Source organism: Kocuria atrinae C3-8 (genome assembly GCF_000286355.1).
In the GTDB taxonomy this organism is placed as follows: Bacteria; Actinomycetota; Actinomycetes; order Actinomycetales; family Micrococcaceae; genus Kocuria; species Kocuria atrinae_A.
On the sequence record NZ_AJXN01000079.1, the window covers coordinates 1 to 14,845 of the forward strand.

12 protein-coding genes and 2 pseudogenes are annotated in these 14,845 nt (G+C 61.1%); 5 read left to right on the forward strand and 9 right to left on the reverse strand.

All coding sequences use genetic code 11. The features are described from left to right. Together YO9_RS17715 and YO9_RS0108960 are read right to left on the reverse strand one after the other, a co-directional pair. On the reverse strand, window positions 1-355 hold a 355-nt coding region (locus tag YO9_RS17715), incomplete at its 3' end, for a hypothetical protein (protein ID WP_223286321.1). 20 nt (window positions 356-375) lie between these two features. Then, a complete protein-coding gene (locus YO9_RS0108960; RefSeq protein ID WP_031272974.1) occupies window positions 376-765 on the reverse strand; it encodes a hypothetical protein in 390 nt (129 codons plus the stop codon). A 352-nt stretch (window positions 766-1,117) separates the two neighbouring features. On the opposite strand from YO9_RS0108960, the gene YO9_RS0108965 reads away from it, so the two are divergent. Then, on the forward strand, window positions 1,118-1,432 hold the full coding sequence (locus tag YO9_RS0108965; protein WP_016997176.1) for a hypothetical protein: 315 nt from the start codon (window positions 1,118-1,120) through the stop codon (window positions 1,430-1,432). A gap of 167 nt (window positions 1,433-1,599) precedes the next feature. Here the strand turns inward: YO9_RS0108965 and YO9_RS0108970 are convergent, their stop codons facing one another. The 5 genes from YO9_RS0108970 to YO9_RS0108990 all read right to left on the reverse strand — a co-directional run bounded on the left by YO9_RS0108970 (window position 1,600) and on the right by YO9_RS0108990 (window position 7,670). Continuing rightward, on the reverse strand, window positions 1,600-2,307 hold the full coding sequence (locus YO9_RS0108970; protein WP_016997177.1) for a TIGR02391 family protein: 708 nt from the start codon (window positions 2,305-2,307) through the stop codon (window positions 1,600-1,602). Window positions 2,308-2,401: 94 nt separating this feature from the next. Then, a complete protein-coding gene (locus YO9_RS17720) occupies window positions 2,402-4,288 on the reverse strand; it encodes a UvrD-helicase domain-containing protein (RefSeq protein ID WP_223286322.1) in 1,887 nt (628 codons plus the stop codon). Continuing rightward, a complete protein-coding gene (locus YO9_RS17725) occupies window positions 4,285-4,890 on the reverse strand; it encodes a UvrD-helicase domain-containing protein (RefSeq protein ID WP_223286323.1) in 606 nt (201 codons plus the stop codon). The genes YO9_RS17720 and YO9_RS17725 overlap by 4 nt, the downstream gene beginning before the upstream one ends. Beyond that, window positions 4,887-6,833 (reverse strand): ATP-dependent nuclease, encoded by a 1,947-nt coding sequence (locus YO9_RS0108985; protein WP_016997178.1) that lies wholly within the window; start codon window positions 6,831-6,833, stop codon window positions 4,887-4,889. The genes YO9_RS17725 and YO9_RS0108985 overlap by 4 nt, the downstream gene beginning before the upstream one ends. 258 nt (window positions 6,834-7,091) lie before the next feature. Beyond that, window positions 7,092-7,670, reverse strand: coding sequence for a recombinase family protein (locus YO9_RS0108990; RefSeq protein WP_016997179.1), 579 nt, complete (start codon window positions 7,668-7,670; stop codon window positions 7,092-7,094). Window positions 7,671-8,038: 368 nt separating this feature from the next. Here YO9_RS0108990 and YO9_RS0108995 point away from each other — a divergent pair, with 368 nt between their 5' ends. Next, window positions 8,039-9,055 (forward strand): P63C domain-containing protein, encoded by a 1,017-nt coding sequence (locus tag YO9_RS0108995; protein WP_223286324.1) that lies wholly within the window; start codon window positions 8,039-8,041, stop codon window positions 9,053-9,055. A 141-nt stretch (window positions 9,056-9,196) separates the two neighbouring features. Here the strand turns inward: YO9_RS0108995 and YO9_RS0109000 are convergent, their stop codons facing one another. Beyond that, complete coding sequence (locus tag YO9_RS0109000; RefSeq protein WP_016997181.1) at window positions 9,197-10,504, reverse strand: ISL3 family transposase; 1,308 nt, start codon at window positions 10,502-10,504, stop codon at window positions 9,197-9,199. A gap of 478 nt (window positions 10,505-10,982) precedes the next feature. On the opposite strand from YO9_RS0109000, the pseudogene YO9_RS21525 reads away from it, so the two are divergent. Further along, window positions 10,983-11,324, forward strand: a pseudogene (locus YO9_RS21525) (TIGR02391 family protein); the annotation flags it as partial. A 197-nt stretch (window positions 11,325-11,521) separates the two neighbouring features. On the opposite strand, the gene YO9_RS0109010 reads toward YO9_RS21525, so the two are convergent. Continuing rightward, window positions 11,522-12,367 carry a Rossmann-fold NAD(P)-binding domain-containing protein gene (locus YO9_RS0109010; protein ID WP_223286325.1) on the reverse strand — a complete coding sequence of 282 codons (846 nt, stop codon included), beginning with the start codon at window positions 12,365-12,367 and terminating at the stop codon, window positions 11,522-11,524. A 929-nt stretch (window positions 12,368-13,296) separates the two neighbouring features. Between YO9_RS0109010 and YO9_RS0109020 the strand changes: the two genes are divergently transcribed. After that, on the forward strand, window positions 13,297-13,659 hold the full coding sequence (locus tag YO9_RS0109020) for a GNAT family N-acetyltransferase (protein WP_223286326.1): 363 nt from the start codon (window positions 13,297-13,299) through the stop codon (window positions 13,657-13,659). A gap of 328 nt (window positions 13,660-13,987) precedes the next feature. Continuing rightward, window positions 13,988-14,529: pseudogene (locus tag YO9_RS0109025) on the forward strand (LysE family translocator). Window positions 14,530-14,845 lie beyond the last annotated feature (316 nt).

The window sequence follows — 14,845 nt, forward strand, 5'->3', positions numbered from 1 at the left end:
AAACCCAGGCCCTCCAGCGCCCCCAGACCTCGGCGGCGATCGCCGGGTCGGTGTAGTGGGCGTTGATCACCGTGCGCCGTGCGGCGGCGTACTCGGCCTCATCCAGCAGCTCGCGCAGCTCGGACCGCTCGGCCTCGTACTCGGTGCGGGACTCATCGAAAACCTCCGCGACCCCGCTGGCACCCCAGGACCCCCACCTGACCAGCGTGGTGCGCTCGGCCTCAGTGGCGGCCCGCTCCTCAGCCTGCAGGGTGCGCAGCACGCGCAGCGCTGCCAGATTGGCTCGGAACCTTGCTTGCGCCCCGGACGGGGCCAGCTCGTCCTGGGCGCGGGGGACGAAGCGCCCCGGGCCCACGGACTCTGTGGAAGCCGGGGCTATGCCTGTTCGGCGTCCAGCCGGTCCACCTCTTCCCAATACTCCCGGTCCTCCCGGTTCAGCCGCTGCACGATCCGCAGCCTCCGCGCCACCCCGGACTCCTCCTCGTCCTCCTCCGGTTCCTCCTGCACGGACGGGTCCGGGGTCAGCATCTCTGCGCGCACGATCTCCTCGGCCTGCATCTTCGACGCGTTCAACCGCCCTACCTTCTCCAGGTAGGTCTCCCCCACCGGGTCCGGGCCGGCCAGCTCCATCATCAGCTCGCCCACCCGCTGAGCCGCCTCCTCCCCCAGGCTCTCGAACCACTGATTCGGGTCCGGGATCAGGGCGTACTCCGTCGGCGCGGTCGTCTTCCACGCTTCCTGCGCGAACCTGCCGTACGTATTCATCACGAACCTCCTCGGGTTCCGGGAAGAGAAAAGCATCAATGCTCAGCTGCCCCTCAACTTGCTGTTTCTTGCGCGCTCTGGCCATAGGGACTCCTAGATGCGACGAATTGAACATGTTCACCGTATCCAGGGGGCAGCGCTTCGAGTGCCTCCAAACCCACCGACGCTAGAAACTCTCCATCGGAGCGGCCATCTGTGCACCTCAAGAACGAGCCAACATCATTATTGTTGATATGTCAACATTATACCCTTGCCTAGTTTCCTCACCCACTGCCAGTGATCCCGCTCCAGATGGGTCATCGGGCGTCAACACCAATTGACGATGTGCTCTGGCGTCAACCAGCATTGACCCATGAGCGGAGATGAGCAGACCATCAGTCAGGCCGAAGAGCTCGGGCGCATGCTGGCCAGTTCAGGAAGCTTCGCGAACGTCGCGAAAGCCATCATCCGGGGCTTCGCCGAGGCGCAGGCAGGGGAGGTTCAACGCCGGGCGCGTCTGGCGCTCTTGGGCGCTGACGCGCTCGTGCGGGGATCAGAGACAGCCCGCGGATGGGTTGTGCAGGACGCCCGTGACGTGGGGCTGTCGTGGTCCACGGTGGGCGAGGCTCTGGAGATCAGCAAGCAGCGCCCAGCAGCGCTACGGCACAGCATGAGGGCGGTCATGTGATGCCTCGCCACCACCTACAGCACTATGACGATCAACTCGATGAGTTAGCCCTAAAAGGCTCCGCCACCATGAGCAAGAGCCCATATCCATAGGGATCGTGGACGCAGTCCCTGGGACTGCCTCAAGCACGGGCAGACCTTCCCTGACCAGCTCTGAGCACGGCGACGTCAGTGGGCTTTGACAGTCGCCACGTCGAGGCGGCGATGGATCATTGACAAGGTTCCCAGAACGTCAAGCGCGTCCTGCTCCGAGAGTGTCCATTCGATCCGCGGTTCGTGCGCAGCCGGGTTGCGGAACGCGCTGAACAGCCCCTTGGCAAGGTTCGCGACACCGAGCTGCTCGTCTCGTTGTGTACGCGTCTGGAGTGCGGTGATGCGAAGCCGTGGCGTGCTGCCGGCCATAGCGCCCTCCACGAGTGCGTAGCCGTCGCCGTCGACGCCCGTCAGTTGTCGGAGCCTGCTCCCGAGCCCCTTGATCGCCTCGAACACGGCTTCGTAGTAGTCCTTGCGCAGCAGCTCGGGTCGACAGTAGGTCAGCACCTCACGATGGGCACCGCGGCGCTCCAGCAAACCACGGAGATGCTCGGTCCGCTTCTCAGCCTCATCCGTCGATCGCGCCCGGGAAGCACGGCCAACCCGCCCATCATCACGGACTCGATAACCCACGAGCGACAACACCTGATTGAGCTGATCACGAGTCAGCCGTGCAACGTCCGCGCGGTCGAGAGTCCGTTCCGGTCGCATCGACGCTGATATAAGCGCGATCACAGCGTTACCGCTCTGCGTACGTGCCTGATTGCTGCTCACTGCGTAGGCCAGACGCCGCCACTTGGTATTTCCTTCCCCGGGATCGTCCCGGAGAGGGATCTCGGACATGATGCGAGTCAGTTCGCTGCCGCTGTACAGCTCTGCAATCAGCTTGCAGACGTGCTCGAGAGTGCCGCCGGAAACGCGGGAAACTTCTGGCTAGTCACCTTGTGCGTCTTCCTCCAGGATTTAAGGGCGGCCGGACAATAAAGTCACGCCCGCAACAGCTAGCACAGTCGCACATCGGCCATCCGAACCTCGTCCAGAACGACGTGGACTTGGGGGTTGGACCGATGTATATCTCCTTGTCATTGAAGTCGTCGGAGAATTGCTCGATGATTCGGGTGCCAATGTGATCGCCACTACAGCGCAGGTCTTCCCGCACCTCGAAGTCCCAGACCATGACGGCAGGTACCGATGTATGTGAAATGTGGCTGGAAAACCGGAGAGAGACGAGCATGCGTGCGACCTCTTCGCCGCGCCAAGCGTAGGAACGCCACTGATGCTCAGGCGGGCCGAAGTCCGCGTTCCGCCGCCACCAGGTGGGGTTGAACCGGTCGTCGTCGGCGAAAACGGGCCCCCTCCCGTCACACAGGCGCGTCATCGGCGGCTCCACCCACGTGATCTCGCTGTGCACGGTTTCAGTCTCCCCAACATACTCAAGTTGCCCGGTGGTGCTTCTACAACAGGACCCACGTACGCGTGACGCCGAGACTTCCCCAGCGCCACCTCCTCTGATTTCAGCCGATACGTACGAGTGGAACTTCGGCCTGATCCAGTATCTCGTACAAATCAGCAATCCGGTTTGTGGAACCGCGTTGATCGCACTGGGTGAAAATGAGCCTTTCGGCGGCGCGGGACATCCCGACGAAGAACGCCATCGTGGATTCACTGTGTCACGGGAATGGGCCCACCATTGGTCGCCATCGAGTCCGACGAAGAAGACTGTGTGGTATTCCAGTCCCTTGCTGCGGTGGATCGTCAATAAAGGCACGGCGTTGTCCTCTGTGAAGGCGCTGGCAACCTGGTCCCACGAGTTGGCACGTCCAAGGACATCTATGAGGCGGATTTTAAACGCCTCAACTGTCACTGCGAGATCTTCGGGCCTGTCAGCAAGGACGCGTTTCTGGGCGATTTTGTCGAACCTCACGAATGAGGTGAGCTTGTCGATAAGCGTCTGAGCGATCTCTTCGGTGAGATCCACGTCTGGCTCAAAAGTGGCGTGCTCACTCGGCGGCGTGGCAGCGAACCAAATGCGTAGCTGCCCCAGGAAGGCTGAGAGCGCGTCATCAATACTTGTGCCCACTTCGCGGTCCCGATCGGTAGCAGTGACGCGCCTCAGTGTTGTGGTGACCTCGCGCCAGGTCTGGGGCTGACCGCCACGAGTGGATCCGAGGCGCACCAGTCCGATGAGTAGCCGCACGAGATCGTCCTTGAGCAGATCCTGGAGCCGGAGCTCACCCACACGAGCGTCGTCGTTGCGAAGCTTGAGCCCTTGAGCTGCGAAGGCCTGCGCAAGTTCCGGTTCCAAATTAGCCACCTGCTGGCGCGCAATCACAGCATACTGAGCCGGCGGACGCCCGGACTGATCAATATCGGCAGCGACCCATCCTGCAATGTATTCAGCCTCGAGTCTGGCATTTGAAAATGACCAAATTTGACTCGGGGTATTTCCAACTTGACTGTCAACCTGAGACATCTGCGGTTGACTGTCTGGAGCAAGGCGCTTCGCGAATCGATGTTGTAGGTCGACAAGCTCCTGAGTCGAACGGAAATTCCAGGACAGTTCGAATGACCTCGCGCCAAAGTCGTGCTCGAACTGGGCAAACGCGTCAGTGTGGGCGCCAGCCCAACCCATTATCCGCTGTTTACGGTCGCCGACGACCGTGATGATTGTAGTTTCGGGTGCAAATATCGACTTTAGGAATGAGTATTGGGCATAGGTCGTATCCTGAAACTCGTCGACGAAGACGAACGGGTAGGTCGCGGCCAGTGCCCGTTGTAATTGCGGACTGGAGCGGATGACCAACTCGGCAAGTCTGTTCATCATGACGAAGTCGATCGTGGGGACTTGTGTGACTGGTACTTCTCGGCCCACCACTGTTGAACTGCGTAGTCCAACGCGGTCGCGGCTTCCTGGGGCTCAACTTCCAAATTATAGGCCCCGACAACATTGGTGATGAACTCGGCCTGCCGGATATCGTAGACGCCGCTACGAAATTCCTCGGGTGCTGTCGAGGCGAGGTTGTCAAGAAAATCACTGACCTCTGCCGGGCTGGTAAAGCCGATCCGATAGGTACTGCTCATTTTCCAAGCAGGTGGTAGAAGTTCCTTGAATCTGTCCACGATCGACTTGGCGAACGCATCGAATGTCATTGAAGTGAATCGCTCGGCGTGCGCGGGCAAGCGCATCTGGACACGTCGTCTCAGGTTGGCTGCAGCATCACGCTTGAAGGAAATAGCGAGAATGCGCCGGGGCGGACGACACAGACCGTTTTCTAGCAGGTAGCTAGCGCGCTGCGCCAAGAACTCGGACTTTCCGGCTCCGGGTCCTGCTGTGACCGAAGCTGTGCCAGCGCGCAATGCGTCCCAGGCAGCGGGTTCGAGGCTCTCGATGCCCTTAGGCTGCCATTTAATGGGGTCAGTCCTCATATCGGGTTAATCGCCTCTCCTATGCGACTAAGCATCCTGTCGAGCGGACCTTGGACACCGGCCAGATCGACGGAATCGACGTATGAGAGGGCTCGTAAGTGTGTGCTCGGCTTAGAGTGAGTTAGGAACAGGTACCGATACCAACGCATGTAGTAGGTCCACTGATTGTTTTCCCAGAAGCCCACTTCGGGGCGCACATCAGGATCACCGAGAACTGTATCACGCGCATCGCCCTGGCCACTTGGCCCCTTTTGACCCTGTTCAAGGTGATCGGTATAGGCCGACGTAAAGTATTTCAAAAGGCACATATCAAAGTCAAGCGGTGCAGAAAAAAAGATGTTCCACTTTTCCAAGTGTTCTATCCATTTTACCAATTCGGTTTGATCCAACTCATCGATGTCGTCAATCGAATTATAACCGTCGATCGCCTCCGATCCGTCAAAGGGATTGTGACCAATTTCAATCAGTCGAGTGCAGGCGTCCCGGATACGGCCTGCGCCTCCACCAGCTCGCCCCCAGTCCAGGTCGAGGAGAGTAACGTACGGGATGTCTAGCTGGGAGAGAAGACGCCAAAAGTGGTTGGTGTGGCGACCACCAAGTGGGACGACCGCGACGAACGACTGGTCAATGTACAGCTCTCTGGCCGCGGCGAGTTTAGGCAAAACGAGTGCTTCGGAATCTCCTTCGCCGAGCACTACAAAGCGGGCGAAGTACAGCTCGGGATGGGCGCGCACGGCCTCACGGACATACTTACCGGCCTCGGTGGTGTCGTCCGGAAGAATGATCTCACGCACTCGACTGGTCTTGGTTTTTTCGTCAAGACGGAAGTGCCGAACCCGCTCCGGCGGAATACGGGAAAGCACGCTGGCGGAGTGGCTAGAGATGACCGCTTGGGCGCGTCCGGACTCAGTGATGGACAGGAGCTGCTGGACGACGCGGGAGAGAAAGAAGGGCGCCAGGCTGTTCTCCGGTTCCTCAAGTGCCAACAGGGTCAGGGACGGCAGCGCTGTGGCAGTGAGGTCGAAATGATCGTCGTGGTCGCCTGCAGCGATTGCGCCTTCGAGATCCAACGTGGTGGCAGTTAACGCAATGTGGAGCAGGGACTGCTGTCCATCACTTAATTCCCTGACAGGCCGTGTTCGTCCGGTGGGTGAAGGCTCGAAGCGCATCTCTGCGTTCGCAACAAGGACGCTCACGTCACGGTTAATGGGCTCAAAAATTGGGTGCTGATCAGAGGTTAGGTGGTGAAGTTCTTGCCACCTGGTGGAAATCGCTTTGGTCACACTTTTGACGACCGCCTCGCCTTTAAACTTATCCGAGAGCTCGTCTGCCGCAGTCTTAACGTGCTCCCGGAACGGGGTGGACCACTGGCTGGCGCGCCAGATCCGCCCCCGCAGGAATGCACCGACCTGACGAGCCCCGTCTCGGGTAGCAGGCACATACACCATCTGGATGCGGTTGCGGTCCGAGGCACTCAGCTCTACCCACCTCTCGCCGTAATCCTTCTCGAAGGTGTAGACGACGCGGCGGCTATCGTCGATGGTTCCGTTAATGGGCCCCTCGGCCGACCACGAAGCCTCAAGGACGATTCGGAGCTTGAGTTGCCCGTCCTCGTCAGCCGTCATCTGCGCGAAGAACTCTGGCACGCTTCCAAGGTCATCAGTGCCGTCCGCGGCCAGCTCCGGAAATGCGAAGACTGCTTCGATACTCAGAGACCGGGTCTCGGGTGCTTCGTCCTCCTCGTTGGGGACGTGAAAATCCTCGACACGGATCCGCCGTTGATCGCCAAGAACGCTGAACAGCCGCAGGAGCGCTTGACATGCCGCCGTCTTCCCTGCGGCGTTCCCCCCGAGCATTGCGGTCAGCTGCTGGTCGAAGCGGATTGTGGTTGGCGTAGGTCCGAAAGACTGAAAGTTGCTCAGGGTGAGGCGCTCAAGGAACATTCAGTCTCTACCTCGGACTCGAATCGGCATGCGAATATTTTTGCAGGATACGAGATCTGAGACGTAATTATCCGGATTTAGCAGGCGTTTCGTCGGAACAGAGCACTGCTGATGGTGCTTCATACGGCAGGTAGCGACCGCCCGGGTGCGTTGGTATGCACAGGGACCCCGAAGGATGAAAGGAACGAATAGTGGAAGCAGCCTTCCAAGGTCAAGGGGTACGGCGCTCAAGGACCATGGAGGCTTTCAGGTCGTCAATTACGACAGTTCCCGGACTCTCCGGTAGAGGGTGGCCCTCGACATGCCAAGATCGCGCGCGACCTGGGTGGCCGGCTCCCCACCGTCGATCAGGCGCAGGGCGTTGCGGATCTGGGAGTCAGTGAAGGTCTGGCGCCGCCCACCGAGGTCCTTGCCGGCGGCCCGGCGCTTGGCCACCGAGTCGGTGATCCGCTCCCGCTTGATCTCCAGCTCCATCTGCGCCAGGGCAGCCATCACTGTGAACACCATCGAACCCATCGGGGTGTGCGTGTCCACGTCTCCCCCACCGAGGTTCAGCACCCGCAACCCGGCACCTCTCCCCCGCAGCGCCTCGGCGAAGGCCAGCATGTTCTGCGTCGACCGCCCCAACCGGTCCAACGTGGTGACGACCAAAGTGTCCCCCGACTCGAGCGCCGCCACCGCCTTATCGAGGTTTGGACGGGACGCGCGGCTTCCAGACACTCCATGGTCCGTATAGATGTCATCGCCCCGTACACCCGCCGCCAGCAAGTCATGCACTTGACGGTCGGCGTCCTGCTGCCGTGTCGAGACCCGGGCATACCCGACTAGCTTCCCCATGTCCACCTCATCTGTCTCGCAACCAACGTTGAGTATCCGACTCGAGGGGCAGGGATAAAGCACAAGGATGCGAGACATGCCGAACGGCGGAATCGTGCGGGCGCAAATTTCTCGGACGAGACGTCTCGCATCCCATGCGTTGCAATACACCCCCCACCATGTGACGGCGGGTGCTTAGGTGACCCGGATAGCACAGGGCACGGCCACCATTGACCTTGCCGTGCCCTGGTTGTAGGGGCTGAAAAAATGTATTCGAGGCCGTGCTCCGATGCTTGCCGTCTGCAAGCATCTTTTATATGCTTGCCGCCTGCAAGCATCGTCGACCAGTGAGTCACCAATCCATCTCAGACAAGCAAGGCGGGAATTGCATGGCTAACCAACCAAAATCAAACGGGACCAAGGTTCCGAATCCCAGTACCGGCGGTAACGCCAGAGCGAAAGCGTTAAGTGCGGAAGAACGTTCAGAAATTGCGCGACAGGGCGCACAGAAGCGTTGGGGAACAACTATTGAGCGCGCCACCCATACAGGCGAAATTAAAATTGGAGACCGGGTAATTTCCTGTGCAGTTCTAGCTGACGGCACACGCTTGATCAATCAAGAAACTTTTTTGACGGCGCTGAATAGGGCTCCTAAGGCTAAAGGGGGGACGGGAGGCACTACTTCAACGTCCCCCCCATTTCTCGCTGCAAAGAATCTCCAGGCCTATGCAAGCGACGATCTAAGATCTAGATGGGATGCCGTACGATATCGGGTTCCGTCTGGTGGAATTGCATACGGTTATAACGCAGAGATTCTCCCCGAAGTATGCGAAATATACTTGTCTGCCAATGAAGATGGAGTAATTCTTCAAAGCCAAAAGGCCTCAGCAAAGGCGGCGGAAATTATAATGAGGGGCCTCGCCAGAGTTGGAATTACTGCCTTAGTGGATGAGGCTACAGGATTTCAGGAGGTCCGTGCCCGTGATGAGCTTCAGAGAATTCTTGAAGAGTTCGTACAGGCGGAGCTGCGCCCCTGGATAAAACGCTTTCCCGACGAATTTTTTAAACAAATTTACCGGTTGAATGGGTGGGAGTACAGGCCCGGACAGTCTCAAAGAACTCCCTATGTCGGTAAGCTTGTAAACAAATATATATATGACAAGCTAGCACCAGGGGTTAGGGATGAGCTTCAACGGTTGAATCCAAAAAATAAAAATGGGAATCGGTCGCATAAACACCATCAACACCTCACGGAGGGCACCGGTTTGACGTCTTTGGATCGTCAAATTTCCACTGTGACCACTCTGATGCGTATCTCTGAAAGCAAGGAGCAATTCGAGGACTTGTTTGATAAGGCCTATCCGCCGGCGCAACCTAAGTTACCTTTGGTTCTTGATATGGAATGACGCGAAAACTCACCCCAAATTTTTGCAAGCTTAGCAATCAACTCCCGCCAACCCAGGTCGTACAAGTGGTTTTCCTGGCCCAGCTAAAACAATAGTGTGTGTAAATGTCCCTCAAGGCAAGTCGGTCGACAATCGGGCTCATCACAAAGCAGGGTGTAGTTGGGGTCTGAATCCGCCGGTCTCGAGCAGCGATCTGGCTATGTAGTGGACGAGGTTGCGGAAGCCGAGGGCTGAGCCGCGGAGGTGTTCGAGCCGACCGTTCAGGGCCTCGGTGGGGCCATTCGAGGTGCCGGGCCGGTCGAAGTAGGCGAGGATGTCAGCGGCCCGCTTGTTCAGGGTGCGGCCCAGCACGATAACCTCCTTCAGAGCGGCGGGGACACCGCTGCCGACGGCGTCGATGACGGCCTGCATGCGGATGCGTCCCGTGGCCCGGTCGGGTTCCCGGTAGGCAGCGATCATCTTCTGGTAGATGCCCCAGGTGGTCTCGACCTCGACGTGGTCATCGCCGGCGAACAGGGTCTCTAGGCGGGTCTTCTGTCGGGCGGTGAGCAGGTCCAGACCGGTGTGGAGGGTGCGGCGGGCCCGGTAGAGCGGGTCGGTGGCACGGCCGCGGTGGCCGTGGAGGTCTTGCTGGACCCGCCTGCGGCATTGGTCGAGGGCATCCCCGGCGAGGCGGATCACGTGGAATGGATCCATCACAGCAGTGGCATCGGGCAACTCTTCGGTGGTGGCGGTCTTGAACCCGGTGAAGCCGTCCATCGCGACGACCTCCACCCCGGCCCGCCACTGCTTGGGACGGGCAGCGAGCCAGGTCTTGAATGCTTGCTTGGAGCGGCCCTCGACCATGTCCAACAAGCGTGCCGGGCCGGTGTTGTCCCTGATCGGAGTGAGGTCGATGATCACGGTGACGTATCTGTCGCCGCGGCGAGTGTGGCGCCAGACGTGCTCGTCGACGCCGAGCACGCGCACGCCGTCGAACCGCTTCGGGTCATCAATGAGGACCCGCCGGCCTTCGGCCAGGACGGCGTCGTTGGCGGTGTTCCACGACACGGCCAAGCCTTCGGCGATCCGGGCGATGGTGAGGTGGTCGACCACGAGTGCTTCCAGCGCCCAGCGCAGCGCCCGCCGGGACAGCTTGGATCGCGGTTCGGCGGCCTTGCTCATGTCCTGGCGCCACACGTGCCCGCACTCGGAACACCGGTAGCGGCGCACCGTGATCAGCAGGACGGTGGGTCGCCAACCGAACGGCTCGTGCGCCAACCGGCGAACCACGCTGCCGCGCGGGGTTCCCTCACAGCCGCAGCGTCGGCACCACGGGTCGGGATTGGCGACCCGGCAGGCCAGTACCGCCTGGTTCGGCTCCACATGCTGGCCGATGACCTCGAGGCCGAGCTCATCGAGGCGGGTGAACGTGGTCAGGTCAGGGCTAACGAAGGTAGCGTGGGGCACGTCGAGGTCTTCCGGATGGGCAGTGTGAGAACTTCCATCTTCGGGAGGCCTCGACCCCCATCCACGTACCGACGCGCCGCACAGCTCAAGACACCGCTACACCCTGCTTTGTGATGAGCCGCTTTATCCAGATGACGAGTCTGCGTCAGCCCTCCTCTACGGGCGGGGTGGTGTTCATGGGGGACTTCGCCACGCCCATGGCACCGACGAACGACATCATCGCTGCGGCGCAGATCGTCGAGAAGATCCTCGACCGCGTGTTGCCACGGTGGCGGACTGAAGTGCCGGATGATGGCAAGAAGCGTTGGGCCCGTCACCGACAGGCTGCGATACGAGCGGAGGCCGAGCTGGAGCGCCAGGAAGAGGTTGCGGAGCGTCTAGGCGATAACGCGCCGACGATCAGCGCCGGGGAGATGCACCCTGGGCCTGGGAGGCGGCCCGCTCTCTTTGGCAGTCCGGTCATTTTCGCGAGGCGGTCAGGGCCGCCGCAGTCAAGATCAACTCTGAGACGCAGAACAAGGTCTCTCGTCGCGATATGGCAGAAACAGATTTGTTCAAACAGGCGTACAGCGACGATGACCCGCAACCCGGCAAGCCCCGCCTCCGGCCAGAGGGTGACGACGGTGGCAAAACAGCACGTTCCGTGCGACGAGGGATTGCTGCTTACGCAGAGGGATGCTTCGCTGCGATCCGTAATCCAGCTAGCCATGACGCTCTGGAGGAGGCATCCGAACAGACCGTCTTGGAGCAGTTGGCAGCTCTGAGTGTTTTGGCGCGCTGGATCGACGAAAGCTCTGTGGAGAGGGCGCAGCCGGAGTAGTCCCGCTCAGCTGAGTCCGGCCGCCAGGTACGCGCATCTGTCGGCGGCCCGCGCCTCGATACGTCATCAAACGTTGCAATCTTCGCGCCGTTCATCGATCCGACCCACACATACCCGCGGAGGTTGGGCGCGGGGGAGTGGTGCAGAAACGACCGATTTAGCCCCCAACGAGCCAAGGCGTGGGTCTTTTTACCGTCTCAGTGGAGAGCCGCCCGCAGGCAGATCTCCTCTCCGTCGCTGAGCCCGCCGGGCGGGGGGTCCTCCTGGACTCCTCCGTCCGCAAAGCTGCGATGAGCGTGTCGCGCAGCGGGCGGCGGTTCAGGCCCTGGGCGAGAGCCCGGGAGGAGTCGACAATGTTCACGTATCGCCAGCCCTCCCATGGCACCCACAGCGGCAGCGACGCAGGCCGGCCCACGGCTGATACCGCACTCGTCGAGCGTCGCGTCGTCGACCACACGCGGCCGGGCGGTCGACCTGGTGATGTCGATACTGGCGTCGACGACGTCCCGAAGGACGTGCGGGGTGCCGGCCGCGTTGAAAACCCCGGTGATCCGTTGCTCGGCGCACCGCAGGATCCAGGCGGCGAGATCCTCCACGTCGATCAGGGCCACAGGGAAAGAGTCGTCGGGGACGATCACGTCGGGACCCGTCGGATGGGCGAAGCGCCACGGGTAGTAGCCGGAGCGGCCAGACTCGTCGCCGGCACCGCCGATCAGCCCTGGCCGGATGACCGTCACGGGATCCGGGACGTCCAGGTAGGTGAGCTCACACCGGCGTTTGGCTGCCGGGTACTGGTCCATCGCTGTCATGAGGTCAGCTTCCAGCGGAGCCGCCACGGCTGCGTCCTCGTCCTGGTCGGGCGCCTCGAACGAAACGTAGACGCTGGTCGTTGAGACGAAGATGCGGTGCGAGGCGGTGAGCCGGCTCGCGGCTTCCCGGGCGTGCCGGGGATGGCTGGTCAGATCGACGACGGCGTCCCACGCCCTGCCGGTGACGGACGCCAGGGCTTTCGGGTGGTCGCGGTCAGCCTGGATGAACTCCACTCCTGCGGGCGCCGGAGCCGAGCCACGGGCCAGGCACGTGACGGTGTGGTCGGCGTTAAGTGCGGCGAGGGCGAGGCCCCGGCCCAAGAACCGGTGCCGCCGAGAATGAGGATGTCCATGGCCTCATTTTGAGTGGGTGGAGTGCCGAAGCAAAGCAGATTCGTTGATAGCGGGAGGAGTCGATCCCTCAAAAGGCGAGACGCAAAGACCTCCCTGAGTGGAGGCGGGGTCATGATGACGGGGAAGTCGAGCTAGCCGGGCAGCGACAGACGAGAAGAACCGGACGCTTATCGCGGCGAGTCACAGACCAATCCGCGGCCGCGCTGCTCATGTAGCGAAATCGACCGGTGGAGCTACAGGGCCGAGTTCGCCGCCTCGACACGTCCTTGGAGGCGACGAACACCGTCTCGAATCATCGCGCCATACCCCTGCTCGGGCAGTCGTGCGACAGATTGCTGCGCCCGTACAACCTGATCTTCGGCGTCTTGGACGCGCCCAGCGCGCAGGTAATCATCACCGAGGTTAAGTGCAAGCTCGGAGCGAACCCCGCTGTCGAGGGAACTCCGATGGCTGCGAGGTCACCATCTTGGAGGTATGTGAACTCCGTCAAGGCTTGCTCGTCCCAGCGAGTCTCGCTCTGAAGATTCTCCTGCTGGTCGGCCAGGTAGTGCGCCAACACGCACCGTTGGGCATGGTCTTCTTCGACCGTCTCATCCCAGCACTTTTCAAGAGCCGCCTTAGCGGCTTCGCTCCGACCGTTAACCGCTTGACCGACTGCTTCGAGGACTGGTTCCCAACTCATGCCCCCAACGCTAAACGTGAGGAAGGACATGGCCGCAGATAGGTAGCTCAAACGACCGCTTATGCATAGCTGGACTCGGACCGCTATTTCGATTGCATCTGGCGGAGGCGTGGGGTTGGCTTCGGCCATGAACGATGTAGTCGGTCTTCGCCCCCTGGCGGTATCGGATGCTCGAGAGATGGTCGACGTCCTCAGCAACCCGCGACTGTACGTCTTCACTGGCGGTGAACCGCCAGACGAAGCGGAGCTTCGACGCCGCTATGCCGTCCAGACCCGTGGGTGCTCCACCGATGGTTCACAGAGATGGCTCAACCTCATCGTTGCGCTCGAACCTGGCGGGCAGGCGATCGGGTACGTGCAAGCCACCATCCCGCAATCTTCAGGTCCGACAGAGATCGCGTGGGTCATCGGTGAACTGTGGCAGGGCCGCGGTACGCGCGTACCGCTGCGGAACTTCTGGCGGACGAACTTCGACGCATGGGCGTCGTAGACGTCGTCGCGCACATTCACCCCGAGCATGTCGCCTCGCAACGCGTCGCTATACACCTCGCGATGTCGCCGACCGGTGTCGTTGTCGACGGAGAGACGCGCTGGGAAGGTTCTCTTTCATGCGCCGACAAGCAGTAGCTCAAACGAACGTTTTCGCGGGGGGCAGGAACCAGCGCACCTGTCCTAGGTAGAAGGTGTCGTAGCGTGAGGGCGGCGCCACGAGTGCGTCGCCGGCGGAGAGGACGCTCGTGGTCGACCTGTCCGTACTACCGGGCTTCCTCGGTGTCATTCTGGTGTTCCTCATCCCACCCGGCCCAGACATGGCGTACATGCTCGCGGTCGGACTCGAGGGAGGGCGGAGAGCCGCGCTCAAAGCGATCCTTGGCATCGCTACCGGAATGAGCGTCTACGCCGCCGCAGTCGTTGTTGGCCTGGGTGAGGTCGCCAAAAGTCACCCTGATTTGCTGACCGGCCTGAAGCTGCTTGGGGCTACTTATCTGCTCTGGCTGTCGGTGACTACCGTGCGCCATGCTCGCGAGATCTCCGCGATCGGCGACGTCGCGCCGGGCGGTGGTACCTGCGGGGTCTGTCGGTCAGCCTGACGAACCCCAAGATCATCCTGTTCTTCCTCGCCGTCCTCCCGCGTTTCGCCGGCCACGCCACCAACACGACAGCGCAGATGGCCCTGCTCGGCACAGTCAACGTGTGCACCGAGTTGGTGCTTTACGGCACCATCGGTGCTCTCGCGGGCACTTTTCATGAGCGATTCACTAGCAGTCCGCGAGCTAGCGCCGCGTTGAACTACCTTGCGGCCACGGTCTACGCCGTTCTTGCCTGCGTCATCATCATCGAAGCCGTCCGACCGGTGTAGCTCAAACGAAGGGTTCTGCACCACCGGGGCGGGTCGGTGGCTCAACCCACCGTTTCCGCTCCATGCTGTTCAGCGCACTCGTGTGGGGGCGACCGTGCGTCGGTGTCTCACCTGCCTTGTTTGTGCGCGAGAATTGCACCATGCCTCTCCAACCTGTTCCTGAGTCTGGTCCTGACATCCCTTCGGCGCCACAAGACGCGCTCACCCGTCTCCTCGATGAGGGTGTGACGTGGGGTGATGCGTCTCTGTGGTTGCCGGCCCTGCCTGAGTCCAGCGTTGACTTGTTCTTCATGTCGCCGCCCTATGCGGATCAGCG